This is a genomic window from Pseudoalteromonas sp. Z9A4, from assembly GCF_011378845.1.
Lineage (GTDB): Bacteria > Pseudomonadota > Gammaproteobacteria > Enterobacterales > Alteromonadaceae > Pseudoalteromonas > Pseudoalteromonas arctica.
Window position 1 is genome coordinate 1 of record NZ_WTLA01000006.1, and the last position, 26,606, is coordinate 26,606.

Below are 26,606 nucleotides of genomic sequence, written 5' to 3' on the forward strand. Positions count from 1 at the left end.
CCGCGCCAAGCATTACCGTAAATGCGCCATTATTAACCAACGACAGCACGCCAACAGTTACAGGCACCAGTGATGCACCTAACAGCACCATTACGGTTACGTTTACCGATGCCGCCAATGCAGTACAAAGCATTGATGTACAAACCGATGCAAGTGGTAACTGGAGTGCAACGCCAAGCGGCGATTTAGCGGAAGGTAATTACAGCGTCAGCGCCAGCATTACAGATGCAGCGGGTAACACAGGCACGGGTACAGACAGTGGCGAAGTAGATATAACACCGCCAGATCTGAGAATTATTCCTGGATTTGCCACAGGTAATTTGGTTTCACTATCAGGTACCTCTGATTTACCTGAAGGTACAGTGGTTACAATTACTCAGTATTTAGTAGGTGGCGCTGTAGGCGCGACTTACACAGCTACAACAAATGCTGATGGCTCATGGGGTGTTGCAAACATAACAGTCCCCTTACTTGGTCTTGCTTATGTAACAGCAAGTGCAAGTGATGCAGCAGGGAATATAAAGACGGTTAATACACTTGATTTTGATAACGTAGCGCCAGAACTAACCGTTAGTGTTGATGCTTTATCGAATGATAGTACGCCAGTAATTAGCGGAACCACCGATATGGGACAAGGCACTGTAATTGATGTGACTGTCACCGATAGTGCAGGGCAAAGCCAAGAGTTTACGGCGATTGTTCAAGCCGATGGTAGTTGGTCAGCAGATGTACCAGCAGAGCTAGCGCAGGGTCAGTATACCGTTGATGCAGAGGTTAGAGACAGTGTTGGTAACTTAACAACCGAGCAAGTGCAAGGCGAAATAGACAGTATTGCCCCTACACTAAGTGTGAACGAAGTTAACGCGACAATAGATACAACACCTACAATTTCGGGCACAAGTAATGAGATTGGTGCTGATGTAACCATTCTTATTGGCGGTCAAACACTAACAGCAACAGTGGGTACTGATGGTAATTGGCAAGTAGATGTACCTGTTGCACTTGTTGATGGTGATTATACGGCGCAAGTCAGTATTACCGATGACGCTAATAACACCAGCAGCACGACTATTGATTTAACAATTGATACCCAAGTGCCTGTTGTTGCACTTAATAATATAACTGTATTTAACACCGATACACCCATTATAAGTGGTACTTCAACTGAGCCACAGGGGACGGTGGTCGATATAGTCATTACAGATAGTAATAATGACACACACATTTTAACTGCATTAGTTGATGCTAACGGCGATTGGCAAGTTACAGCGCCAAGCTTACCGGATGGCAGCTATAATGTAGGGGTAAGTATTACTGATGACGCTGGCAATACAGGCTCCGATACAGGTTCGAGTTTTGTTGATACTCAAGCACCAAGTATTACTATAAATGCATTAGGTACAATCAATAACAGCACGCCAACTATTTCAGGCACATCCAATGAACCTGAAAACACGAGTATTACAGTAACTGTGACCGATGGAAATAGTACCGAGACTTACATAACAACCGTTGACGCAGGAGGTGCTTGGAGTGTAGATATAACAGACGCACTGACTGATGGTGAAGTTACACTTTCTGCAACTATTGTCGATATCGCAGGTAATAGTGCTTCAACAAATGCTACCGCAACGCTAAATACTAATGCGCCTACAATCAACATTAATACAATTGTTGATACTAATGACCAAACACCAGAAATATCAGGCACAAGTAGTGCGGCAGATAACACAGAAATCACGGTCGTTATAACTGACGTTAATAACATTTCACATACTGTAACTACTTCGGTAGTAGGCGGGATTTGGAGTGTTGATGCGACAAGTATTCTTCCTGAAGGTGAGTTTACTGTTTCGGCAAGTGTGGCTGAAGGAGGATTAACGAGTAATGCAGCGGGCGGTGGTGTTATCGATTTAACAGCACCAGCACTTAGTATTACACCGCTTGTAACTTTAAATGACACAACGCCAACTATTTCAGGTACAACCACTGCACCACAGGGCGCATTAGTTACTATTTTAATTACGGATAGCTTAGGTGCAGAGCAAACGGTTAATGCTACTGTTGGTGCAAATGGCACATGGTCAGTCGCAGCAAGTACAGAATTGAGCGAGGGTACTTACACTGTTTCAGCTTCAACCACAGATACTGCCGGTAACCCTGTAAACACAAGTACTACAGGGGGAGTTGATATAACAGCGCCAGTTGTAACTATTAATAATATTGTAGGAAGTACAGATCTAACCCCAGGTATTTCAGGAAGTGTGACAGGTGCCAATGTGGGTGATGCTGTTGCAGTGGTATTCACTGATGCACAAGGTAATGAGCATACTGTAAATACAACAGTTCAAATTGGTGGTGTATGGTCTGTAGAGGCAACTAGCTCTCTATCACAAGGAGATTATTTAGTTGAAGTCTCTGTTACTGATAGCGCGGGTAATACCGGGGACGCAACAAATACAGCAACTATCGATACAATTGCCCCCGAAATCAGTATTGATCAAAGTTCATTAATACTGACTCAAGATAGCACACCGCTAATTACAGGCACGTCTAACGAGGCAAATACAAACGTTATTGTTACCTTTACTGATTCTGCTGGAGCTTCTCATCAAATGACCGTTCAAACCGATGGCAATGGAGACTGGCAAGCGGCCGCTGATAATATTTTAGCTGACGGTGTTTACAGTGTTAGTGCAACTATTAGCGATACTGCGGGTAATACTTCGGTCGACAACAGAACAGGCGGTGAGGTTGATACCGTTGGACCGGAATTAACAATTGTTCCTTCGTTTTTAGTCGGAGGGTTATTATCACTATCGGGTACATCTGATTTGGGCCCCAATGAAACTGTAACTGTAACAACTAGACTGGCAGGAAGCTTAGTTGATAGTACTTATGAAGTACTAACTGATGCTAATGGAGATTGGGAATTACTTGGCCTTACAATTAATATTATAGGCTTGTCAACAGTCACTGCATCAGCTACAGATGAAGCGGGTAATACAACAACTATAACAACAGCAGATATAGATAACACAACGCCGGTACTCGATGCAGTAGTTAACTTTGTAACTGGAGAGGGGGATTTACCAATAATTAGTGGGTCAACCGATCAAGCACCAGGCACGGAAGTGTTAGTTAGAGTGGTAGATAGCGATAATGCAGTACAAGAGCTAGTTGCTATAGTGCAAGCCGATAATACGTGGGCTGTGCAGGTTCCTCAATCATTGGCTGAAGGTACATATAGTGTAACCGTAGATATAGTAAATGAGGTTGGTTTAACAACAACAATCTTATTGACCGAGGTTGTAGATACATTATCTCCTAGCTTAGGCTTAGAAGTTATTGGCACAACATCTGATTCAACGCCAATAATTCAAGGTACTAGTGATTTAATTAACGGCACTGTAAAAATTCAGCTTGATGATGGTTCAATAGTCGAGACGACAGTTAATGCTGCTGGGGTATTCACACTTCAACTAGATGCATTATCTGAAGGGCAGCACGTTGCCAATGTCAGTATTACTGATGATTCGGGCAACGTAGTAACCGATACCCTCGAATTTGTAGTTGATTCATTAGTACCAGTTGTGAGTATTCTACCATTGAGTATTAACAATACCGATTTATTAACTATTTCAGGCACATCGGAAGAAGCACCAGGTACAGATATTGACGTAACAGTGGTTGATAGTAACGGCAATGAAACGGTATTTGATGCGCTTGTTGGTAGCGATGGCACGTGGTCTTTAGTTACAACTAGCTTACCAGATGGTGTTTATGATGTGTATGCAAGTATTACTGATGCCGCAGGTAATACTGGGCAGTCAGCCACTGAACAAGTAACTATAGATACTTTACCCCCAGAGCTAGGAGTTGAGGCTATTGGTGTACTTAATACACTAACACCTACTATTACAGGTAGTAGTGATGAAGGTGCAGGTAGTTCAATTACTGTGAATATCACTGACTCAACAGGCGCAGTACAAACAGTTACTACTACTGTTTTGGGAGATGGTACTTGGTCTGTCATTGCTCCTTTATTACCTGAAGGAGAAATTACCGTTGAGGCTATTAGCATAGATAATGCCGGGAATGAGGCAAAGGCAACGCAAACGGGCACTATTAGTACAACCTTACCTGGTTTATTAATTAATCAAATTGTAGATACAAGCGATACAACGCCTACGATTACAGGTACCACCGATGTATTAGCAGGTGACGTACAGTTAGTTATTACCGATAGTAGCGGTACAGCAACTACTTACAACACACAGGCTATCGCGGGAGTATGGACGTTAATACCTACCGTACCATTAGCTGCAGGTGCGTTTACAGTTGATGCTACAGTCGAAAACTTAGGGCTTATCAGTTCTACAAGTCTTGGTGGATTAATTGATTTTACAGCACCAACAATTGAAGTTGACCAGTTATCAGTAACTAATAATCCGCTACCGACTATAACAGGTATAAGTGATGCATCAGCAGGTACCAGTGTGAGTGTTGTTATTACTGATGCTAATAACGATTCACAAACTATTACAACTCAAGTTGCAACTGATGGCACATGGTCTGTAACAGCTACCACCGCGCTTAGTGAAGGTAGCTTTAGTGCAACAGCATCAATAAGCGATACAGCGGGTAACTCTGCTAGCGATACTATGGGGTCAATCACCGACTACACCGCACCAACTGTAGTCATAGATCCAATATTGGTAGGGCAAGATACAACACCTACTGTTACAGGGTCAGTAACTGGAAGTTTTGCAGGCGCGTTAGTAATCGTTATGTTTACTGATTCAGCTGGTGCCACTCACAATGTTGGCGCATCCGTGGATCCAGATGGGACGTGGAGCGTGACATCAGCAGAAGTACTACCTGAGGGCAACTACCGCGTGGATGTAAGCATTGCTGATGGTCCAGGTAATACCGGTACGCAATCATTAAGTAGCGCAATTGACTCAGGTATTACAATTGACTCTGGGTTAGAAATAACAGCGGATCAAACCCCACTTATTACGGGAACTGCAGGCGCTGGTGAAACTATATTAGTCACCTTTAGTGGCGCTACAGAGGCAACTGAAACAGTAACTGCTAATGCATCTGGTGAATGGAGCGTAACAGCTAATACTACCTTAGCAGAAGGGGCTTATACTGTAACAGCGGTAGCAACTGATACATCAGGTAATACAACTTCGAGCGGTAGTTTATCTGGATTGGTTGTTGATACAACGCCAATCAACTTTACAGTAGAACCTGAGTACTTACTCAATTTATTGGGTATAGGGATATTAGTTGGTTACGAAGGTACATCAGATGGTGGCGAGGGAAGTAAAGTCTATATTATCGACTCATTAGCTTTAGGTATTGATTTAGCATTAACTTCAGCGCCATATGCAGTTGTAGATGCTCAAGGTAATTGGGACTCTACTAATTTAGATCTGAATCTTTTAGGTTTACTGGGTACAGGTCTTGAGAACACGTATTTCTATACTGTGGACGAAGCAGGTAATTATCAAGTTAAAAATGGTAATGATGTATTTATAGAGTCAGGCAATATCTACACCTCTGAATCTGGTGCTGGCGATACAATCCCTGAATCATTTAGCGAAGAGTCAGCATTGGGTGATACAACCCCTAATGAAGTTTCAAGCAACAACATATTAAGCACTGAAACGATTGATTTAGGTAATTTGAGTGGTCTGTCAACACCTGAGCAAACGGTGCAAATGAGTTCGGCAGAACCGCTTAATTTTAATGACGTAATCATTAACGAAGGTGCGGAGCAACTTATAGCGCTAAATACGCTGGTTGAGGATGAAGGTTCTGCAATTGCTTATACTCCAGCGAAAAGTGGGGGAAGCACTGATGCAGCGACACCTGCGGTTGACGTGCAAAATCAATCTGAAGAGATGATTAAACACTTAATTGAAAGTAGTAATAACCAAACGGACATTTAATATCAATATAGCCCTCTTAATTACTTATTAAAGGGCTTACATCATTAAATACCGAATGGGTTTATATTGATATTTAAGAATGGAAGCTATTAAAAAAGCCTTATTGATTAATCAATAAGGCTTTTTTAATGTAAATTTGTAGGCTAAGCTTTTAAATTTCGAACCAGTTTGCTTTCGGTATTTACTGACTTACCATCTTGGTCGTAGGTCATTGACGTTGGCGCGCCAATTAATATCTCTTTTAATTGTTTAACGCTTAGTTGCGCTTGGCGAGCCGCGTGAGCATTGACATTATTTTGTTTTTGGCATTCTACAAGTTGGGTTTTAACTTGAGCAATTAACTCAGAGACTTCAGGATTTTGAAAGTCATTACTAGCAATTAATTTACTTAGCTCTTTATCAAGAGAGCTTAATCTGGTTAAGAAAGACATTTTTTGTTGGGCAATTTCTTTTAAACCAGCACCTCTTCGAGAGGCTATCGTGCTAAGTTCTTCATTTAATAGCGCGTATAAAGCATCTAAACAACTCGCTTGTTGATTTAATTTTACGCTAATTAAACTGTTATGATCAGCCATATATATCAAACTCAAAATCAGCTAAATTTTTAGCAAGCTTTTCGCTGTCCACTTGGTAATTACCTTCAGTGATTGCTTTTTTAAGTTCAGCGACTTTTTCACTGTCAAAACCAGGCGACTGTTGTGCTTTATCTTGAAGTGTTTTTAATTGCTGTGCTTGCGGCGTTAAACTTACAGAATCACTTACAGCTTTCGGCGAAGGAGTCTGTGCAGTTTGCGTGTTTGCATTATCTTTTTTTAAATCAACGTGTTGCTGCTTTGCGTTTGTTAGCGCGTTAGCTTGTCGATTACTACCATTAACTTGACTAACCATAATAATAAACCTGTATATTACCCAACTGATGCCTAGTTATCGGCTTATACTTAGGATACTTTAGTATAAATTTAAATTAAATATTTACTTGAACAGACTCTACACCATCTACTCGCGCATTTAAAATTTTACCAGACTTTTTGTTTTTAATTTGTATTTGTTCACCCAAGGTGCCATCTTCTAAAGCAATACCTGTTGTCTTAATTCGAAGCCCTTTGAGGTTTGCGTAAATATTAACAGAATCTCCCTTACAAACCATACAAATTTGATTAAGCAACACTGGCGTACCACTTCTAATATTTCGCTTACTTCTGCTGCCAATTAATATGCTGGGATCTTTTAAATATTGCACTCTAATAAAATGAGACGGTTTCATTTCTATAGTTAGGTGTGATTTAGTAATTACTTCATCACGTGCTAGGTTTACAGTGGCTACGACAACAGGCTCCATTTCAACAATTCTTACGTGAACATATTGAGCCCAAGCTTGTTCATCATTACATTTTGCTTGAATAGTAACTTGGCGATTGTATGGAGGCTCACCTGCGGACATTAGGTCAAGAGGAGTATTACAGATACGGTCAGGGATCCGGCTATCCAGTGGCAGCGTGCTTAAATGTGTTTTAGTGTCGGTTGTGGTATCTATTTGCTCAGATACATAAGTAACGGCCATCTCTTGTAATAAATCCTTACTAAAAACTTTAGCTTGCAAAGGTAATACAAAGCAGATGCTAGCAAGAATATAAAAAACACTGTATCTTCTGATTTTTTTTAACAAACTCATAATGTTTCGGCTATGCTTATAGTTTAAAACAGGGTATAAATATTTAGCGTCAAATTATAAACGCTCTCGTTGTACTGTGTGGCTTTATAAAATAGAAGCAATTATTGTTCCGTATATTTTTTTTGGAGATTTGAATGGCAGGTGTTTTAGATTCAGTGAATCAACGTACTCAGTTGGTTGGGCAAAACCGCTTAGAATTATTACTGTTTAAACTCAGAGGGCGTCAACGTTTTGGGATTAACGTATTTAAAGTCAGAGAAGTGCTGCAATGTCCCCCGCTAACTAATATGCCTAAATCAAATGCTTATATTCGTGGTGTTGCCCATATCCGTGGACAAACTATTTCAGTTATCGACCTTTCTATGGCTGTTGGTGGGCGACCAATTGAAAATATTAAAGACAGTTTTATAATTATTGCTGAATACAACCGAACTGTGCAAGGTTTTCTTGTCGGTGGAGTTGAGCGTATTGTAAATATGAATTGGGAAAAAATAATGCCGCCACCTGCTGGTGCGGGACGTTATTCTTATTTAACTGCCGTGACTGAAATTGAAGACGAATTAGTCGAAATTTTAGACGTAGAAAAAATATTGAACGAAATCTGCCCAGTTAATACCTTAGTGAGTGAGGATGTTGCGGCTACACAAAGCGATATTCAAAAAGACTTAGGTGAGCGAATTATTTTTATTGCCGATGATTCTTCTGTGGCACGAAATCAGATTAAACGAGCATTAGAGCCTCTAGGTATTCATACTGAACTTGCCAAAAATGGTAAAGAAGCTTTAAAGCGATTGAAAGAAATCGCTGAAAATTGTGAAAAAGATATAACTGAGCGTGTAGGATTACTTATTTCAGATGTAGAGATGCCAGAAATGGATGGTTATACATTAACAGCAGAAATAAAAGCAGACCCTAAATTAGCTCCGTTACATGTTATTTTACACACTTCTTTGAGCGGGGTTTTCAATCAAGCAATGATTGAAAAAGTAGGTGCAGATGATTTTATTGCAAAATTTAATCCTGATGAACTCGCAACAGCAGTAAAAAAATGGGTTAATTGTGATTAATAAACATAGGTGTTATTGATTTGAATAATAAAGATTTACAGCAAAGTGAATACAATCAATTTCGATTATTTTTAGAACAGCAATGCGGTATTGTATTAGGCGAAAATAAGCAATACTTAGTCAAAAGTCGTTTGGCGCCATTAATGAAACGATTTAATGTTGAATCTTTGTCACAGCTAGTAAATAAAACATTAGGCCTGCATGAGCGTCAATTAAGAGCAGCAGTCGTTGATGCGATGACAACTAATGAAACGTTATGGTTTAGAGATCAATATCCGTTTGAATTATTAAAAACTAAATTTTTTCCTGAGTTTAAAGGACTTAACAGACCATTAAAAATATGGTCTGCAGCAAGTTCCTCAGGGCAAGAGCCATATTCAATTGCCATGTCGGTTGCTGAATTCCAGGCAAGCTCGCCGGGTGTGTTACGCATGGGGGCACAAATAGTCGCTACAGATATATCCAACACTATGCTTGATATGTGTAAACACGCAGAATATGACTCTCTAGCACTGGCAAGAGGTTTATCAGCAGAACGCCGTAAAAAGTTTTTCAAAGACAGCGGCAACGGTATGGCTCAGATAAACGATTCAATAAAAAAACAAGTAAGTTTTAGACACCTTAACTTGCTCGACTCATACGCACTTATGGGTAAGTTCGATATTATATTTTGCCGTAATGTGCTGATTTACTTTGCACCAGAAGTAAAAGCTAAAATTATCGCGCAATTCTCTCAAGCACTAAACCCTAAAGGTTATTTACTTTTAGGGGCGTCGGAATCTATGAGCGGGTTAAGTGATGAGTTTGATATGGTTAGGTGCAACCCTGGTATTGTTTATCAAAAAAAGTAATGCTAGTAGCTTATTACCCTTCTAATTTTTTATATTTAAACGACGCACTTAGCGTCGTTTTTTGTTTTTAGCGAACAGATAGAATTCAGATGTAGAGAAATTATCTCTCCGCAGTTCATTTAATTTAAATATTTTTATCTTACATATGTCCATATTAAAGCATTCTATAATATCTGAAGTCTCATACCTAAACCCTCCCATCTCTCTAAATTTAGTTTTTTAACACTGTGTTTAATTATTTGGATAAATAGCTTTAAACAAAAATAAATTTAATGGCTTATTTCTTGCTTTATCTAAGCTAAGTCAATTTTTTGGAGGTGGCTATGGCTATCAGTTTTGATAAAGCGCTTGGTGTGCACCCGCATGCTATGTTGATCCGTTCGCAAAGAGCCGAAGTGCTCGCTGCTAATATAGCTAATGCTGATACGCCTGGCTATAAGGCAAAAGATATTGATTTTGCCACTGCATTAAAAACGGCAAAATCTCACCAGTTAGGCGGCAATACTATGGTAAGAACAAACGATAAACACATTGCCGGAGGAACTCGAAGTGTAGGTGGTTCTGAATTATTTCGTACGCCAAATCAAACAGATACAGGTGATGGTAACTCTGTTGATATACAGGTGGAACGAAACTTGTATACACAGAATGCTATGGAGTATCAGGCGAGTTTACAGTTTTTAACTGGTAGATTTAAAGGTCTGAATAAAGCACTCGGCAGCCAAGGATAATAATTATGAGTTTATATAATGTTTTCGATATTGCTGGTTCAGCTATGAGTGCACAAAATGTGCGCTTAAATACGACGGCCAGTAATATATCTAATGCGAATACGGTTAGTTCTTCTCAGGATAAAACATACCGATCGCGGCAACCAGTGTTTGCTGCCGAACTTACTAAAGCTTCTGCCTCAGCAAGCAACCCACAAGGTTCTTCTGTAGGCGTTAAGGTGTTAGGCATTGTTGAAAGTAATAAACCATTACAAATTGAATATAACCCGAATCATCCTAGTGCTGATGAAAATGGTTATATTTACAAGCCTAACGTAAATGTTGTTGAAGAGATGGCAAATATGATATCTGCCTCTCGTTCGTATCAGACAAATGTACAAGTTGCCGATGCAGCTAAACAAATGTTGAGTAAAACACTGCTGTTAGGGCAGAGGTAACAGAGGGTAGGCTATGAGCAACGATATCAGTACATCCACCACATCCTATTTAGATTCTTTACGGTGGCAAGATAAGCAAGTAGACACTGAAGAGAAAAGTGATGCATTAACTCAGGAAGACTTCTTCTCATTGTTAACGCAACAATTATCGTTTCAAGATCCGAGTAACCCGGCTGATAACGATCAGATGATTGCGCAAATGACGAACTTTACGATGGCTGAAGGTATTTCAAATTTAAATTCTAATTTTGAAACATTAGCTGCATCAATGACTTCAAACTCAGCGTTACAAGCATCTACATTAGTAGGGAAAAAAGCACTTTTAGAATCTGATACTTTAGAGTTAAAAGAATCTGAAGAAGCGCGTGGTTCTGTTGTTGCAGAAAATCCAGTTGAGAGTTTAACACTTCGGATTGAAGATGAATCTGGACAGTTAGTGAGATCCATTGAATTAGGCGCACAATCAGCTGGTGCTATCCGTTTCTCATGGGATGGAAAAAATGAAGGTGGTGAGCGTCTGCCTCCAGGCGATTATAAAATTAAAGCTGAAGGTAGTACTAGCGGTGAGTTTTCAAGTTTGCCTATTGCTACTTTTAAAAATATTGAAAGTGTTAATATTAATGGTGCAAGCGGCATCATTATTAACACTAGAGAAGGTGCGGTTAGGCTGACAGATGTCGCAGAAATCGCGTAATAGATACTTAATATTTCTCACGTTGGCCTTTAGGCTAAAGTTTAATAGATTAGAGGTTAATTATGAGCTTTAACATTGCATTATCCGGCCTTGCTGCCGCACAAAAAGATTTAGACGTTACCGCAAATAATATTGCCAACGTAAATAGTACGGGCTTTAAAGAGTCACGTGCTGAATTTGCAGACGTGTACGCATCATCAGTATTTAGTACAAGTAAAACAAAAAACGGTGATGGTGTTCGAACAGCGATGGTTGCACAGCAATTTCATCAGGGTTCACTTCAGTTTACTCAGAATTCATTAGATTTAGCTATTACTGGTGAGGGTTACTTTGCTACCAGCGCTGTGCTTGGAGAGCAAGATTTTAGTTACACACGTGCGGGGGCCTTCAAACTTGATAAAGATAACTATATGGTTGACTCACAAGGGAATTTTCTTCAAGGGTTTCCTGTTAACCCAACAACGGGTGATACAACATCTGTTAGTTTAAGTACTTCGTCTGCTCTGCAAATACCAGATTCTTCAGGTTCACCGCGTGCAACATCTACTATATATAACTCATTTAATTTAGATTCACGCGAACAAGCAACCACAATTGCGTTCGATCCAAGTGTAAGCGCTAGTTATAATTCATCAACTTCAACAACAGTGTATGACTCACTCGGTGAGCCGCACGTATTGCAGTTTTTCTTTGTTAAGCCTGCGCCAGCAACACCACCAGTTGTAGGTGATGAAAATATGTGGGAAGTACATACAACACTAGATGGTAAGTCGTTTGACGAAAATGGCCTAGAGCAAACTGCCGCACCTTATACTCCTATTTCTACATTTCGCTTCGATGCAAGTGGCCAGCCACTCAGCACAAACGGTGTTGCAAATACAGGAACTACTTTTGACCCTCTTACTGTTACATCAGCCACACCAGGTCTTTCTGACCTGTTAAGCAATGGTGCTACGTTTCCAAATGATATCACTATCAATTGGCGCGATGAGGCTAATGGGGTTACTAAAATACCAACTCAATATGCAAGTAATTTTGAAGTGAAAACCCTTAATCAAGATGGCGCAACAGTTGGCCGTTTAGCAGGTATTGATATCGGTACAGATGGTAAGCTAGTTGCTTCATATAGTAATGGCGATTCTACTTTTTTAGGGCAAGTCGCTATGGTTCGCTTTGCGAACTCGCAAGGCTTGGAACAGGTTGGTAATACGAGCTGGAAAGAAAGTATAACATCGGGGGAACCTATTGCTGGCGAACCTGGTTCTGGTTCACTGGGTAAAATAAATTCATCAGCACTTGAACAATCAAACGTAAATTTAACTAGCGAATTAGTTGATCTGATCACTGCACAGCGTAACTATCAAGCAAACTCGCGTGCGCTTGAAGTTAACTCAACAATTCAGCAAAGTATTTTACAAATACGATAAACTAAAACTGTTTAATTTATCCTTAAAGGCTGCTTAATTGCAGCCTTTTTATTGGCTGATTCAACGTTGGGGTAGTTAATACCAGCCGGCATAAGTATTTATATAATTTAAGCAGATTGGTAAGACACATTTAAACCACGCCATAATAATTTCTTTATAGTATTAAATTTAATCTGGCATCTATATTGCATTTACTATTGCAGAGATTTTTATGTGAGTCGATGTTATGGATAAAATGGTCTATATTGCCGCGTCTGGCGCTAAGCAAAGCATGCTGGGTATGGCTCTTAAAGCCAATAATTTGGCGAACGCCAATACCACAGGCTTTAAATCTGATTTTGCTCAAGCACGATCGATGCAAGCATTTGGTGAAGGTCTACCAACAAGGGTGTTTTCTATGGAAGAACGCCCTGGTTCAGATATGACATCGGGCGGTATTGTTCAAACCGGCCGTGATTTAGACATAGCAATGAGCGACAACGCCTGGCTAAGCGTGCAAGACGCCTCAGGTAACGAAGCTTACACTAAAGTAGGTACGCTTAATATAACTGCCCAAGGTATGTTGGTTACCAGTGGTGGGCGTCAAGTAATTGGCGAAGGTGGTCCTATAATCTTACCTGTTCCGATTGAAAAAATCGGATTCAGTGAAGATGGTGCAATTCAAGTACGACCACAAGGCGCGCCAGCTAACTTTTTAGAAGAAGTTGATCGCTTAAAAATAGTTGAAGCTAATAATTCCACACTTGAAAAAGGTAACGATGGTTTATTTAGGCCAAAGCCAAATCAAACGGTTGAAACCTCAGCCAATGTAAAAGTATTAAGCGGTTCATTGGAGATGTCTAATGTTAACCCAGTTCACGAAATGGTCGATATGATCAGCCATCAACGACAATTTGAATTACAAGTAAAGCTTATGAAAACAGCCGAAGAAATTGACGAGCGTCAAGATCAGCTGTTGAGAATAGTTTAACTTTAAAATGAGGACTCTATTATGAACCCAGCATTATGGATCAGCAAAACTGGGCTTGATGCCCAACAAACCGATATCTCGGTTATATCAAATAACTTAGCTAACGCCAGTACGGTTGGATACAAGAAAAGTCGTGCCATTTTTGAAGATTTACTTTATCAAAATATCAACCAACCTGGTGGCCGTTCATCGCAAGATACCCAAATGCCCTCAGGTTTAATGTTAGGTGCGGGTGCTAAAGTTGTAGCCAACCAAAAAGAATTTACGCAAGGTAACATGTTGACCACTGAAAATTCGTTAGATTGGATGATTTCTGGCGAAGGTTTTTTTGAAGTACTTCAACCCGATGGCAATATCGCCTATTCTCGCAATGGTCAGTTTACTACTGATGGTGATGGTCGAATTGTGACATCGGGAGCAGGTTATGTTATTCAGCCTGAAATGAACGTTCCTGAAGACGCTCAGTCAATCACTATTTCTCAAGATGGCGAAGTGTCTGTACGTATTGCAGGCCAAGCCGACAACGTTGTCATTGGTCAACTTACTATTAGTGACTTTATTAATCCATCGGGTCTTGAGCCAATTGGTCAAAACCTATATACCGAAACAGCTGTAAGTGGCGCTCCAGTGCAAGGTAACCCAGGCGTTGAAGGATTAGGTAGCATTATTCAGGGCTCACTTGAAACATCAAACGTAAATGTAACTGAAGAGCTGGTAAACTTAATTGAAACTCAGCGTATTTATGAGATGAACTCAAAAGTAATTTCGGCTGTTGACGAAATGATGAGTTACATCAATCAACAGCTTTAATAGTGCAGGGGGAATTATGCGTAATATTATTTTATTTGCAGCAGGCACATTATTTTTAAGTGGTTGTATGTCTACGCAAAATAGTGAAATAGTACAGGACGATCCTTACTACGCCCCTATGTACCCTGAGCCTATTTTAGAGCCGATGGTGGCAACAGGTTCATTATTTAATACTCATACATCAAACGATTTGTATTCTGATAAGAAAGCACTGCGCACTGGCGATATAATTACGGTTAAATTGCAAGAGTCAACTCAAGCAACAAAAGCAGCTAAAACAGAAACAGACAAAGAAACCGAAGCAAGCTTAGACCCTGTTATTGGATTTGGTGGCCTACCTGTAAATATAGGTGGCGATAGCATTCAATTTGGTATAGGTAGTGATTCGTCGTTTACAGGCGACTCAAAATCAAATCAATCAAACAGTTTAGTAGGTGATATTTCGGTTAACGTAATGCGCGTTTTACCAAACGGAAACCTGGTGATCCGTGGCGAAAAATGGCTAACGCTTAATACAGGCGAAGAGTTTATTCGGTTAGAAGGGCTAGTTCGTCCTCAAGATGTAAGCGCCGATAATACAGTTGAATCAAACCGTATTGCTAACGCACGTATTCAATACTCAGGTAAAGGGCAGACGCAAGAAGCACAAAGTCCTGGTTGGCTCACACGTTTCTTTAGCAGTTCGCTGTTTCCATTTTAGAGGTAGTCACATGAACAGCTTTAAAACTTTATGCTTAATTGTATTATTAGGCTGGCAGTTTACTGCCAATGCCGAGCGCATAAAAGATGTATCTATGGTTGAAGGGGTACGTTCAAACCAGTTGGTAGGCTATGGTTTAGTAGTAGGTTTACCTGGTACTGGCGAACAAAATTCATATACTCAACAAAGTTTTAGAGGCATGTTGAATAACTTTGGTATCACATTACCTTCAACTCAAAGTCCTAAAATTAAAAATGTTGCTGCTGTCGCAGTGCATGCTGAATTACCTGCATTTAGAAAACCTGGGCAAACAATAGATATAACTGTTTCTTCTATTGGCAGTGCAGGCAGCTTACGTGGTGGTACTTTATTACAAACTTTTTTAAAAGGTGTAGATGGTAACGTGTACGCAATTGCGCAAGGTAGCTTAATTGTAGGTGGTTTTGGAGCTGAAGGCTTAGATGGTAGTAAAGTTGTTATGAACACTCCCACTGTTGGTCGTATACCCAATGGCGCAACTGTTGAGCGCACCGTAGAAAGCCCATTCATGCAAGGTGACTTTATTACCTTTAATCTAAACCGTCCTGATTTTACAACGGCTAAACGTTTAGAAAAAACAATTAACGATTTGGTTGGTCCAAATAGCGCGCAAGCAATTGACTCTGTTTCCGTTCGTGTTGTTGCACCAAGAGATGCCTCGCAACGTGTGTCGTATTTATCAACACTTGAAAATTTAGAATTTAAGCCAGCTGATATGGCAGCTAAAATAATAGTTAATTCGCGTACTGGCACTATTGTTATAGGTAAAAACGTTAAGCTTCAACCTGCAGCTATTACTCACGGCGGCTTAACCGTAACAATTGCAGAGCAACAAAATGTGACGCAACCAAACCCGCTAGGTGCAGGGGATACTGTTGTCACGCAGCAGAGTATTATTGATGTAAACCAAGATGACTCGCGCGCATTTGTATTTAATCCAGGCGTGAGCTTAGATGATTTAGTGCGTGCAATTAATGAAGTAGGTGCAGCACCTGGTGACTTAATGGCTATTTTAGAGGCATTAAAAGAAGCGGGCGCAATTAATGGCCAGTTAGTTGTTATTTAAATATTATAGGCACACAGATTACGTATTACTTAAAGCCCTATATCTTTCAAACAAGATATAGGGCTTTTTTATTTACAGTAACTCAAAATTATTATATTTATCATTTTATTCGGTAGTGGCTCAATTTTTGCATTTTTAACTGCATTATTCATTTTGTGTCAAAAAGCCGATGGAAACGAACCACCTCGATAAGCAAAACTTTTTTGATTTAGGCAACTTAAACTCACTTCGACAAGAAGCCTTAACAAGTGGCGACGCATCGACAGATGCTTCTAAAGCTGCGCTTAAAAAAGCGGCTGCACAATTTGAAGCAATATTTACGCAAATGTTGCTCAAAGGTATGCGCAAAGCAAATGAAGCATTTGAGGACAAAGAAAGCCCATTTAATTCAAGTAGCGTAAAGTTTTTTGAAGAAATGCACGACCAACAGCTTTCATCTGAATTGTCATCTAATGGCTCATTAGGGCTGGCTGATTTAATCGTTCAACAACTCTCCCCTGATGCTAAAAACTACACGCCAAGCTCAGTACTCAGAACGAGCAATGATTTTTTAAGTGATCAGCGTGCAGGCACAGAGTTGCCGCATCAACAGTATAAAAAAGAAACCATTCCATTAACTGATAACAAAATTACAGAAGAGGCTAAGTCGAATGACAATAAGGCAAACTTCGACACTGCCGAAGAGTTTGTAAGTTCAGTGTGGGAGCATGCAAAAACAGCGGCTAAAAAAATTGGTTTAAACCCAGCCGTTATGGTTGCACAAGCAGCACTTGAAACAGGTTGGGGCAAGCATATCATTAATAAAAGTGATGGCGGCAGTTCAAATAACTTATTTAATATTAAGTCAGATAAAAGCTGGGAAGGCGATAAAGCAAGCAAAGTAACGCTTGAATTTGAGCAAGGTACACCCGTTAAAAAACAAGCAAGCTTTAGAGCTTATGATTCAATTAAAGACAGCGTTAATGATTTTGTAGATTTTTTGACGCAAAACCCACGCTACAAAGAAGCATTACAAAATACAGCAAAACCAAATGATTTTTTAGATTCTCTCCAAAAAGCTGGTTATGCAACAGACCCAAATTATGCGGATAAAATTAAACAAGTACTTAATAGTACTGAGCTTAAAAATATTGCAACAAGCGTGATCCGCCAAGGAGTAAAGTAATATGTCGTTTAATTTATTAAACATTGCAAATTCTGGAATAAGAGCAAGTTCTGATTTACTGCAAACGACAAGTAAAAATATTGCCAATGTAAACACGGAAGGTTACGTACGTGAACGGACCGAACATACCACGATGATTGATAATCAAGTGGGGAGAGGCGAGACGTACCGTTTACTTAATGAATTTGCACAAAAACAATTAAACAGAGATACATCAAATAAAACATTTTTTGATCAGTTTGAAAGTGAAGCAAACCGAATTGATACACTATTCTCACAAGAGTCAAATAGTGTATCAACGAGCTTAAATTCATTTTTTAATAATGTTCAAGAAGCACTCAATCAACCATCATCATCTGTAGCTCGCTCTTTAGTTATGAGTGATGCAGAAAACCTACTTGACCAGATGGATAGGCTTTCGGGGATTGTAGTTGAACAAAAACGAGTAGTCGATGAGCAATTACAAATATTCTCCACTGAAGCTAATACTTTAATCGAAAATATTAGCTCTTTAAATCAAGAAATTGTCGGAATTAATGGTACTAATAGTGCCTCAGATGCTAGCTCTGCTTACAACGAGCGTGATAAAGCGATACGTAACTTATCTGAATTAATAGATATTGAAACGCTTGATGGGCCAAATGGTGAAAAGCTTGTATTTATGGGAACCGGTGAAGCTGTCGTTATGCAAAATGGTACTTTTAATCTATTTTCTATGAGTGCAGACCCAGATCCTAACTTTCAAGAGCTTCGCTTAGATGTCAATGGTGGAAAAGCGGTGCCGTTAGATGTTGATGCTAGTAAATTAAAAGGGAAAATTGGTGGATTGCTTGCTTTTCGAGATGATATTTTAATCCCTACACAAAATCAACTAGGTCAAATGGGGCTGGCAATAGCTGATTCTTTCAATCAACAAAATCATTTAGGTATGGATGCAAGTGGTCAGCTTGGCGGTGATATATTTGAAATTCCTAGTGTTGGAGGCTTTCCTTATCAAAACAATACAGGTACGGCCAGTATTACTGCCACTGTAGAGCCTGGTATGGGTAGTGAGTTACCAGCAAGTGATTTTATTATTACTTATACAGCAAATCCTAATGAAGTCAGTATTCAACCAATTGACAATAAAGGTGAGCCGCTTGGAAATCCTTCACTAGCTAATGTAGTGGCCGGTGTTATTGACTCGTCAACAGTTGTGAGCGGAGAGTCTTTTGGTTTGCAAATAAGTGTAGTGGGTGCTGGAAATGCAGGAGATCAATTTCAAGTAAAGTTAAACTCAGGTGCGGCTGGTAACATATCTTTGCTTACTGGGCGCGGTGAAGACTTAGCACTTGCCTCACCAGTGAGAACCGCCGCAGATGTTGATAACACAGGCACGGCTTCCATTTCTGCAGGAGAAGTTAGCGATGTTACAACGGGTAGCTTTACTACTTCCCCATTAGCATTAGCGAATGGACCTATTAATATAGTAAAAACAGCGAATCCAGACGAGTATATAATTTCAGACAACATAAATACCACGACGGTTACAATAATTCCTCCGGCTAATAATCTGCTTAATCAAGCTGGCGGCGCATTTGCAACTTATGGGTTTGACTTTAATATTGAAGGTACACCGGCGGCTGGCGATAGTTTTACTCTAGAATTTAATGAAGGTGGCTTTGATGATAATCGTAACGGTTTAAAACTCGCTGAATTGCAAAATGGCGACCTAGTGCGTCAAAATGTAGTCACTAGTACTAGTGCCGATAATCATAAAACGTTTAACCAAGCATATGCAGGATTGGTTACTGAAATTGGTGTGGTAACTAGTCAGGCTAGAACGAATGGAGCCGCATTTGATGCGTTAGCTGAGCAATCAGAGGCATGGTACGAGTCTTTATCTGGTGTGAACCTTGATGAAGAAGCAGCCAATTTACTACGTTTTCAGCAATCTTATGCGGCCTCAGCTCAGGTGCTTTCTGCCGCTCGTTCTATTTTTGAGACTTTACTCAGTGCTGCGAGGTAATTATGCGCTTATCAAATAACTTAATGTATCAAAATAATATTAATAAAATACTCGATAACCAACAAGGTGTGGCCGGTGCGCAAGAACGTGTAAATACAGGGCAAAAGTATTTAACTGTTTCAGAAGGCCCAGCAGCAATATCTCAAGGAATGTTGTATTCAAATAAAATTCAAACGAATGAGCAGCATACTAAAAATATTAATCAGCTAAAAGGTCGATTAGAAACCGAAGAAAGTATTTTATCGGGAATGAATGACGCTATTTTAGAAGCGCAGATGCTAACTATTCAAGCAGGTAATGGGTCACTCAGCAAAGATGCGCTAGCGTCAATTGCAGGAGAGCTACAAGAGTTACAAAAATCATTACTTAACTTAATGAATACTCAGTCAGAAGGTGGAGAGTACATTTTTTCTGGTTACCAAGATGATATTCAGACGTATACCTTTAATAGTGTCGATGGGAAATATGAATATCAAGGAGATCAAGGACAACATGAAATTACTATTGCAAAAGGGGTTGATATTAAATCCAGCGATAATGGTTTTAATGCCTTTGAAAAAGTAGATGCACGGTTAGATGTCACTTCAAACCAGGGAGTTGCAACAGGTACTATTACTTCTGGCACTGTGTACGTAGAAAACCAAGGTGAATTTGATAAGTTTCATAAAGATAGCTATAACTCAGATCCCGACCCTGCTGTTTCAGCAACAATCAATACTTATAACGTAGTGGTTGTTCCTGGTGCAACACCAGCTGATCCCGCTCAGTATGAGATTCTTCGGGATGGCGCATCTTTAACTCCACCTGTTATTGGCGAAGTAACAGATGAGCCAATTGAGTTTGCAGGTATGCAGATTAGTTTAGAGGGCACCGCGCCCGGCCAATTAGACTTTAGCCTTGAAAAACCACATAAAGAAAATGTACTAAACACCTTACAAGACTTAATTACTAGCTTAAATGATGAAGAGCTTGAGGGCGAGGGACTACAGCAAGCACTGTCAGATGGCCTTATTCAGTTGAAAAATGCCAGCGAGCAGGTTGTTTTTACTCAAGCGAGCCTTGGTGGACGTATGAATGTAGTGGAGCGAGTAACTGATTCAAATAGTGCTTTGGATATAAATAATAAATCAAACAAGTCAGATTTAGTCGAGATAGATACAGCTGCTGCTATTAGTGAGCTAACCAAACAAGAAACCGCACTACAAGCATCACAAGCTACATTTGGTCGCTTAGCTAAACTATCACTATTTGATTATATATAAGATACAGTCAACAGTTATTACCTTTACTTTATAAAGGTAATAACTTGCCTTTTCAAAGCGGCAAAAAATTGTCATCGCAAACCCCCTCTTCAAGTATAAAGCCTAAAAAAGTTAAAAACCTCTCATACTACCTAAAGTTAGTACTGTTAATTTGTTAATAAACAAGTAGTTAGGTTATTTAATTCGAGTTGGCACAACATGTGCATTTCTATAGTCATAGAAAGCGTGGTTCCTGCTAAGTAATTTGAACCACACTCTGATTAAACTAGGAGATGGTAAAATGGCTTTAAGTGTAAACACAAATGTTGCATCACTCAATGGGCAACGCAATCTAACTAAATCTAGCATGGCTCTGGAAACCTCAATGCAGAGACTTTCATCAGGTTTGCGTATTAACAGTGCAAAGGATGATGCGGCAGGCTTACAAATTGCTAACCGCTTAACGTCTCAGGTAAATGGTTTAACCGTTGCTCAACGAAATGCGAACGATGGTATTTCAATGGCGCAAACGGCTGAGGGCGCAATGCAAGAGTCGGCAAATATTCTGCAACGTATGCGTGATTTATCTCTGCAATCAGCCAATGGTTCAAATAGTGCGGTAGACCGTGCATCATTACAAAAAGAAATGAGTGCGCTTCAGCAAGAGCTAACACGTATTGCAGATACAACTAAATTTGGTAACACCAGCCTACTAGATGGCTCATTTGGTACTAAGCAGTTTCAGGTTGGTGCTAATGCCAATGAAACAATTAACGTAAGCTTGGGCAATATGTCGGCTGACGCAATTGGTGCAAATGAAGTTAAAGGCGGAGGCACTGCGTTAGGTGCGGCAGCTGCTGCTGGTACTTTAGCGAGTGTTGCAGCTACTGTTACTGCGGGTAATGTAAATATTAATGGTAAAGACATTACTATTGCAGCAGAAGGGGCTACTAAAATAGCAGACAAAGTCAATAATTCTGCATCGGGAGTTACTGCAACCGCTAAGTTAGATGTGACTATTGCAGGCATTACCAGCGCTGATAACGCAACGATTAAGATTGGTGATGATGAATATGACTTAGGCGGTTATGGCGGTGACATGATCCGCTTAGCACAAGACATGACAGCTGATGGTTATGATGCAGTGTTTGATCCAGACAGTAATTCTATTGCCCTTAAAGCAACTGGAACAGATGGTATTGAAGCCATTGCTGAAACAGTGGGTACCGCAGCGGGTACTTTAACATTTGATGGTGTGGCCGCAGCTACTGCTGATACAGCTAAAACATCACGAGTGGAGTTGTCATCGCCAAACGCGATTGGTATTTCTAATGATGGTACGGCAGATGAAGCAGAGTTTTTAGGTGCATCAAGCAGTACACTAACCACGGTTGAAGATATTGATATTTCTGGAACTACTAGTGTAGGTGCGCAAGCAGCTATTAATACTATTGATGCGGCATTGTCACAAATTGATGCACAGCGCGCTGATTTAGGTGCGGTGCAAAACCGCTTTGGCCATACTATAAGTAACTTAGCGAACGTTGCTGAAAACGTGGCAGGGTCGAGAAGCCGTATTCAAGATACTGACTACGCACTTGAGACTGCAACACTAACAAAAAACCAAATAATGCAGCAAGCCGGTACCACTATATTGTCGCAGGCAAATCAATTACCACAAGCCGCGTTAAGTTTATTAGGCGGTTAACGCCCAAAGCAAACCAGCTACCAAAAAAAGCCAAGCAAATATGCTTGGCTTTTTTTGTTTTATTTCATGGTCTTAAGTTTTTTATTGTTTTTATTGTTATTTATTTTAAAAAAAAGCTAAAGGTAATTTTATAACGGCCGTTAACTTAATCAGAACGGAGCTTGAACAAATTAAATATGTGATGGCTCTTGGTTAAAATCAATTAGTTACATTACGAAAGTAATCAGGAGTTATAACATGGCTTTATCAGTAAATACAAATGTATCGTCTATCAACGCACAAAGAAACTTAGCAAAATCAAGCGAAGCATTAGGTACATCAATGCAACGCCTTTCATCGGGTATGCGTATTAATAGCGCAAAAGATGATGCGGCTGGTCTGCAAATTGCTAACCGCTTAACTTCACAGGTAAATGGTTTAGGTGTTGCACAGCGTAATGCGAACGATGGTATTTCAATGGCGCAAACGGCTGAAGGCGCAATGACTGAATCAGCAAATATTTTACAACGTATGCGTGACTTGTCACTACAATCAGCGAATGGTTCAAACGATGCAGATGCGCGTGCGGCACTACAAAAAGAAGTAGGTGCACTACAACAAGAACTTACCCGTATTGCTGATACGACTAAATTTGGTGGCACTAGCTTGTTAGATGGCTCGTTTGGTACTAAACAGTTCCAAGTGGGCTCAAACGCAAACGAAACAATTAACGTAAGCCTACGTGATGTTTCAGCTGATGCGATTGGTGCAAATGTTATAACTGGAGCGGGCGGTGTTTTAGGTACTGCTGGTGATACTACATTAGCATTACAAAATGCGACTACTGCTGATGCCACGCTTAATATTAACGGTAAAGGCGTTTCGGTTACAGCAGGCGATGGTGCTGAAGATATTGCTGTTAAAATAAATACAGCAGCAGCTGGCGTGACGGCAACGTCAGAGTTAAGCACTACGTTAGAGGGTTTGAGTTCTTCTGATGTAGGTGATTTAAATATAGGTGAAGACACTTATAAGCTTGCTGAGTTTGGTGGTGATGCTGCACGTTTAGCTGAAGCTATGGTAGCAGATGGATATGATGTTGTTGAATCAGGCGGTGATTTAACGATTAAGGCAACGGGTGTTAATGGTATTGAGCTTATTGCTACAGCAGGTACTGCATCATTAGGAGGCGGTACTGCTGCTGGTAGTCAGGCTGTTTCATCTACTTTAGAGTTATCATCTTCGAATAAAATTGGTATTTCTGGAGCATCAGTGAATGAGATACTAGGAGCTGGCGCGGCTGCAATTGGAGCAACGGGTGGCTCAAGTAAGTTAGTATCTGTTGAAGATATTGATATTTCAGGCACTACGAGTGAAGGTGCTCAAAATGCAATTCAAACGATTGATGCGGCATTGGCACAAATTGATGCGCAACGAGCTGATTTGGGTGCGGTGCAAAACCGTTTTGGCCATACAATTAGTAACTTAGCAAACGTTTCTGAAAACGTATCAGCATCAAGAAGTCGTATCGAAGATACTGACTATGCTGCAGAAACAGCTAAACTGACTAAAAACCAAATCATGCAACAAGCGGGTACAACAATTTTAGCTCAGTCTAACCAGTTGCCACAAGCAGCACTAAGCTTATTAGGTTAATTTTTAAATAAGCTCTATACTAAATATAACAAGGAAGGGTCTCCCTTCCTTTGTTGTATTAGTTAATAAATTATCGCTTTAAACTAGGAGCGAATTATGGAAACTCAAAGCTTACAGTTAAACAATATGCTTGCTTTACAAGGCGAGAAAACCAACACGCCTTCCTCCGCACTACAAAATCAAGCTCAGTTAGCCAATGCAAATACATACTCCTCAGAGTTAAAAGTAAACGAAAGCTCAAGTAATGCCGAATTATCACCCGACAAGCTAGAAAAAGTGGCGCAACAATTGCAAAACTTTATGGGTGAAATGAATCGTAGTATTCAATTTAAAGTTGATGAAGATTCAGGTAGAAATGTTATTAAAGTAATTGACAAAGAAAGTGGTGATTTAGTCAAGCAGTACCCGTCTGAAGAGGTGTTAGGCATTGTGTCTAAGCTAGCCGAAGCTACTGGTGTGTTGGTTGATTTTAAGGTTTAGTTAGCAATTAAAGAGGAAGTGTATTATGGCTATTTCATTTACAGGTATCGGTTCGGGTTTACAGGTTAGCGAAATTGTAGATGCTTTAGTTAATGCCGAAAAAGCGCCTTACCAAGCACGAATTACTCGCCAGCAAGCAACTCATACCACTGATATATCAGCTGTTGGTGCGCTTAAATCGTCATTAGAAGAACTTAACACTTCATTAGAGTCGTTGGGGGATGTTGATAATTTTCAAAAACGCACCATTAGCGGAAGTGACGATTTTGTTTCTCTTAGTTCTGAAAAAAATGCACAAACTAATAACTACTCTATAAAAGTTAACAACTTAGCAGAAAACCATAAATTAGTGTCAGAAGCTATTGGCGCAGATGCTGCTGTTGGTGAAGGTAAACTCACTATTAGTTCGGGTAGCAATAATTTTAACATCGATGTTTCTGATACAGCGACTCTGGCTGATATTCGCGATGCTATTAATGACTCTAATGACAATGACTCAGTGAACGCAACTATTATTACTGATAACTCAGGCCAGCATTTAGTACTATCAAGTAAAGAAACTGGCGAAGCAAATGCAATTAAAATTGTTGTAGATGATGTAAGCGATGCTAACAATACCGACAATGCAGGTTTATCGCGCTTAGCATTTGATAGCGATCCAGCTTCACCTACCTATGCCAAAAATTTAAATGAAACAATTAAAGCCACTGATGCATCAATAACAATTGATGGGACTTTAGTTGCAACGAGTAGTACTAATGAATTTGCCGGTGTTATTGACGGCGTAACCATTACAGCTAAAAAAACACATGGCGTTAGTGATGATTTAAGTAAGGCTAAAATAACCGAAAATAATAATAATATAGCGGCAGGATTAAAATCATTTGTAGAGAAATTTAACGCGTTTATTGATTTATCTGCACAATTAGGTAGTTCATCTGCTGAAAATGGAGTGGGTGCATTAGCGGGTGACTCATTGCTGCGAGGTTCAGTGAACCAAGTTAGAGCATTACTTACCTCTGAATTTAGTACAGGAAATGGGAATACTGACTTTTTATCAAATTACGGTATTAGAACGGAGCGATCAGGAAAATTAAGTATTGATGACGATGTGCTAAAAAAGGCAGTTGAAGATGACCCCGCAGCAATAAAGACCTTTTTTGTTGGTGAAAATGAAGATGATGGTTTCGTTGCCAAACTAGATACGGTTATTAAAGGTTATACGGCCTCAGGTGGAATAATTGAGACACGTATAGATGGGCGAGAAGCGCAAATAGATAAACTAGGCGAGGATGCTGAAGACTTTACTTTACGCATGGCTGCTTATGAAAGTCGCTTATTAAGCCAATATAATGCCATGGATTTACTTGTGGCAAATATGAACGCAACAGGTAGTTATTTAACACAACAATTAGCTAATCTCCCTGGTGTAGTTAAACAATCAAGTTAAGCTGGATAAAATTATAAATTTGAGGTCAAGTAAAGTAATAGGTACTCTTCTAACTTGTTACTTTGACCTCATCACTAGAAAAACCTACCTGCATAGCTAACTAAAAGCTATTAGTCCAAAAAACGAATGCTAATTCTAATTAAAACAATACCAAGATGCGTCCTATTATATGCATGACTACTCCAAGATAAATAAACAACCCACCTACTTGCGGAAAATTATTATATCCACGTGTATGAGAGCAGAAACTGGCGATTCTATTCAAGAGAGAAGGTTGAGATCAACCTGTATAAATATTTGAGTCATTTAACGAATTAGATCACTCTATAGCGTCGTTGAAAAATTTTTTAGAACAACCAGATGCAATAATTTTTTCTAGTTCTAGCGGGATTTTCTTATCCTTAAATAGACCCTTCATACAAGCAGATTGATATAATATCAATCCGCAATAATACTTAATCAATTAGGGGGATTGACCGGGCGCTAACTGCG

The 26,606-nt window shown here is 39.8% G+C and carries 21 protein-coding genes; 18 read left to right on the forward strand and 3 right to left on the reverse strand.

Going from position 1 to position 26,606, the window contains the following annotated elements; genetic code table 11:
• A partial coding sequence (locus GQR54_RS06400) for an Ig-like domain-containing protein (RefSeq protein WP_206017627.1) occupies window positions 1-5,963 on the forward strand: 5,963 nt, incomplete at its 5' end.
• Between the two features lie 143 nt (window positions 5,964-6,106).
• Here GQR54_RS06400 and GQR54_RS06405 read toward each other — a convergent pair.
• From GQR54_RS06405 to flgA, 3 genes are all read right to left on the reverse strand, one after another.
• Window positions 6,107-6,538, reverse strand: coding sequence for a flagellar protein FlgN (locus tag GQR54_RS06405; protein WP_166376882.1), 432 nt, complete (start codon window positions 6,536-6,538; stop codon window positions 6,107-6,109).
• Entirely contained in the window at window positions 6,531-6,851 is a 321-nt protein-coding gene (gene flgM, locus GQR54_RS06410; protein ID WP_166376883.1) for a flagellar biosynthesis anti-sigma factor FlgM, read from the reverse strand. The genes GQR54_RS06405 and flgM overlap by 8 nt, the downstream gene beginning before the upstream one ends.
• Before the next feature lie 76 nt (window positions 6,852-6,927).
• Window positions 6,928-7,635 (reverse strand): flagellar basal body P-ring formation chaperone FlgA, encoded by a 708-nt coding sequence (gene flgA, locus GQR54_RS06415; RefSeq protein WP_166376884.1) that lies wholly within the window; start codon window positions 7,633-7,635, stop codon window positions 6,928-6,930.
• A 134-nt stretch (window positions 7,636-7,769) separates the two neighbouring features.
• Between flgA and GQR54_RS06420 the strand changes: the two genes are divergently transcribed.
• The 17 genes from GQR54_RS06420 to fliD all read left to right on the forward strand — a co-directional run bounded on the left by GQR54_RS06420 (window position 7,770) and on the right by fliD (window position 26,114).
• On the forward strand, window positions 7,770-8,702 hold the full coding sequence (locus GQR54_RS06420) for a chemotaxis protein CheV (protein WP_166376885.1): 933 nt from the start codon (window positions 7,770-7,772) through the stop codon (window positions 8,700-8,702).
• Between the two features lie 20 nt (window positions 8,703-8,722).
• Window positions 8,723-9,553, forward strand: a complete 831-nt coding sequence (locus tag GQR54_RS06425; protein ID WP_166376886.1) for a protein-glutamate O-methyltransferase CheR — start codon at window positions 8,723-8,725, stop codon at window positions 9,551-9,553.
• 323 nt (window positions 9,554-9,876) lie between these two features.
• Window positions 9,877-10,284 carry a flagellar basal body rod protein FlgB gene (gene flgB / locus GQR54_RS06430; RefSeq protein WP_166376887.1) on the forward strand — a complete coding sequence of 136 codons (408 nt, stop codon included), beginning with the start codon at window positions 9,877-9,879 and terminating at the stop codon, window positions 10,282-10,284.
• A 5-nt stretch (window positions 10,285-10,289) separates the two neighbouring features.
• Window positions 10,290-10,721: a flagellar basal body rod protein FlgC gene (gene flgC, locus GQR54_RS06435; RefSeq protein WP_166376888.1), complete on the forward strand. Its 432-nt coding sequence runs from the start codon at window positions 10,290-10,292 to the stop codon at window positions 10,719-10,721.
• A gap of 13 nt (window positions 10,722-10,734) precedes the next feature.
• Window positions 10,735-11,415: a flagellar hook assembly protein FlgD gene (locus GQR54_RS06440; protein ID WP_166376889.1), complete on the forward strand. Its 681-nt coding sequence runs from the start codon at window positions 10,735-10,737 to the stop codon at window positions 11,413-11,415.
• 62 nt (window positions 11,416-11,477) lie between these two features.
• On the forward strand, window positions 11,478-12,842 hold the full coding sequence (gene flgE / locus GQR54_RS06445; protein ID WP_166376890.1) for a flagellar hook protein FlgE: 1,365 nt from the start codon (window positions 11,478-11,480) through the stop codon (window positions 12,840-12,842).
• Between the two features lie 226 nt (window positions 12,843-13,068).
• Entirely contained in the window at window positions 13,069-13,812 is a 744-nt protein-coding gene (locus tag GQR54_RS06450; protein ID WP_166376891.1) for a flagellar basal body rod protein FlgF, read from the forward strand.
• A 21-nt stretch (window positions 13,813-13,833) separates the two neighbouring features.
• Window positions 13,834-14,622 carry a flagellar basal-body rod protein FlgG gene (gene flgG, locus GQR54_RS06455; protein WP_166376892.1) on the forward strand — a complete coding sequence of 263 codons (789 nt, stop codon included), beginning with the start codon at window positions 13,834-13,836 and terminating at the stop codon, window positions 14,620-14,622.
• Window positions 14,623-14,638: 16 nt separating this feature from the next.
• Window positions 14,639-15,322, forward strand: a complete 684-nt coding sequence (flgH, locus tag GQR54_RS06460) for a flagellar basal body L-ring protein FlgH (RefSeq protein ID WP_166376893.1) — start codon at window positions 14,639-14,641, stop codon at window positions 15,320-15,322.
• 10 nt (window positions 15,323-15,332) lie between these two features.
• Window positions 15,333-16,427: a flagellar basal body P-ring protein FlgI gene (locus GQR54_RS06465; protein ID WP_166376894.1), complete on the forward strand. Its 1,095-nt coding sequence runs from the start codon at window positions 15,333-15,335 to the stop codon at window positions 16,425-16,427.
• A gap of 169 nt (window positions 16,428-16,596) precedes the next feature.
• Window positions 16,597-17,592: a flagellar assembly peptidoglycan hydrolase FlgJ gene (gene flgJ / locus GQR54_RS06470; protein ID WP_166376895.1), complete on the forward strand. Its 996-nt coding sequence runs from the start codon at window positions 16,597-16,599 to the stop codon at window positions 17,590-17,592.
• Window position 17,593: 1 nt separating this feature from the next.
• Window positions 17,594-19,600 carry a flagellar hook-associated protein FlgK gene (gene flgK / locus GQR54_RS06475; protein ID WP_166376896.1) on the forward strand — a complete coding sequence of 669 codons (2,007 nt, stop codon included), beginning with the start codon at window positions 17,594-17,596 and terminating at the stop codon, window positions 19,598-19,600.
• A gap of 2 nt (window positions 19,601-19,602) precedes the next feature.
• Window positions 19,603-20,862, forward strand: a complete 1,260-nt coding sequence (gene flgL / locus GQR54_RS06480) for a flagellar hook-associated protein FlgL (RefSeq protein WP_166376897.1) — start codon at window positions 19,603-19,605, stop codon at window positions 20,860-20,862.
• A 280-nt stretch (window positions 20,863-21,142) separates the two neighbouring features.
• Entirely contained in the window at window positions 21,143-22,549 is a 1,407-nt protein-coding gene (locus GQR54_RS06485; RefSeq protein ID WP_166376898.1) for a flagellin, read from the forward strand.
• A gap of 237 nt (window positions 22,550-22,786) precedes the next feature.
• Window positions 22,787-24,184 carry a flagellin gene (locus tag GQR54_RS06490; RefSeq protein WP_166376899.1) on the forward strand — a complete coding sequence of 466 codons (1,398 nt, stop codon included), beginning with the start codon at window positions 22,787-22,789 and terminating at the stop codon, window positions 24,182-24,184.
• A 96-nt stretch (window positions 24,185-24,280) separates the two neighbouring features.
• Window positions 24,281-24,664, forward strand: coding sequence for a flagellar protein FlaG (locus GQR54_RS06495; RefSeq protein WP_166376900.1), 384 nt, complete (start codon window positions 24,281-24,283; stop codon window positions 24,662-24,664).
• Between the two features lie 25 nt (window positions 24,665-24,689).
• A complete protein-coding gene (gene fliD / locus GQR54_RS06500; protein WP_166376901.1) occupies window positions 24,690-26,114 on the forward strand; it encodes a flagellar filament capping protein FliD in 1,425 nt (474 codons plus the stop codon).
• Window positions 26,115-26,606: the final 492 nt, after the last annotated feature.

What these genes read in the sequence shown, in the direction of transcription:
- GQR54_RS06405 (WP_166376882.1), bottom strand. Translation starts at nt 6,538, where the DNA reads ATGGCTGATCATAACAGTTTAATTAGCGTAAAATTAAATCAACAAGCG.
- flgH (WP_166376893.1), top strand. Translation starts at nt 14,639, where the DNA reads ATGCGTAATATTATTTTATTTGCAGCAGGCACATTATTTTTAAGTGGT.
- flgB (WP_166376887.1), top strand. Translation starts at nt 9,877, where the DNA reads ATGGCTATCAGTTTTGATAAAGCGCTTGGTGTGCACCCGCATGCTATG.
- flgC (WP_166376888.1), top strand. Translation starts at nt 10,290, where the DNA reads ATGAGTTTATATAATGTTTTCGATATTGCTGGTTCAGCTATGAGTGCA.
- GQR54_RS06450 (WP_166376891.1), top strand. Translation starts at nt 13,069, where the DNA reads ATGGATAAAATGGTCTATATTGCCGCGTCTGGCGCTAAGCAAAGCATG.
- GQR54_RS06490 (WP_166376899.1), top strand. Translation starts at nt 22,787, where the DNA reads ATGGCTTTATCAGTAAATACAAATGTATCGTCTATCAACGCACAAAGA.
- flgK (WP_166376896.1), top strand. Translation starts at nt 17,594, where the DNA reads ATGTCGTTTAATTTATTAAACATTGCAAATTCTGGAATAAGAGCAAGT.
- GQR54_RS06495 (WP_166376900.1), top strand. Translation starts at nt 24,281, where the DNA reads ATGGAAACTCAAAGCTTACAGTTAAACAATATGCTTGCTTTACAAGGC.
- flgG (WP_166376892.1), top strand. Translation starts at nt 13,834, where the DNA reads ATGAACCCAGCATTATGGATCAGCAAAACTGGGCTTGATGCCCAACAA.
- GQR54_RS06485 (WP_166376898.1), top strand. Translation starts at nt 21,143, where the DNA reads ATGGCTTTAAGTGTAAACACAAATGTTGCATCACTCAATGGGCAACGC.
- GQR54_RS06440 (WP_166376889.1), top strand. Translation starts at nt 10,735, where the DNA reads ATGAGCAACGATATCAGTACATCCACCACATCCTATTTAGATTCTTTA.
- flgM (WP_166376883.1), bottom strand. Translation starts at nt 6,851, where the DNA reads ATGGTTAGTCAAGTTAATGGTAGTAATCGACAAGCTAACGCGCTAACA.
- fliD (WP_166376901.1), top strand. Translation starts at nt 24,690, where the DNA reads ATGGCTATTTCATTTACAGGTATCGGTTCGGGTTTACAGGTTAGCGAA.
- GQR54_RS06465 (WP_166376894.1), top strand. Translation starts at nt 15,333, where the DNA reads ATGAACAGCTTTAAAACTTTATGCTTAATTGTATTATTAGGCTGGCAG.
- flgA (WP_166376884.1), bottom strand. Translation starts at nt 7,635, where the DNA reads ATGAGTTTGTTAAAAAAAATCAGAAGATACAGTGTTTTTTATATTCTT.
- flgL (WP_166376897.1), top strand. Translation starts at nt 19,603, where the DNA reads ATGCGCTTATCAAATAACTTAATGTATCAAAATAATATTAATAAAATA.
- GQR54_RS06420 (WP_166376885.1), top strand. Translation starts at nt 7,770, where the DNA reads ATGGCAGGTGTTTTAGATTCAGTGAATCAACGTACTCAGTTGGTTGGG.
- flgJ (WP_166376895.1), top strand. Translation starts at nt 16,597, where the DNA reads ATGGAAACGAACCACCTCGATAAGCAAAACTTTTTTGATTTAGGCAAC.
- flgE (WP_166376890.1), top strand. Translation starts at nt 11,478, where the DNA reads ATGAGCTTTAACATTGCATTATCCGGCCTTGCTGCCGCACAAAAAGAT.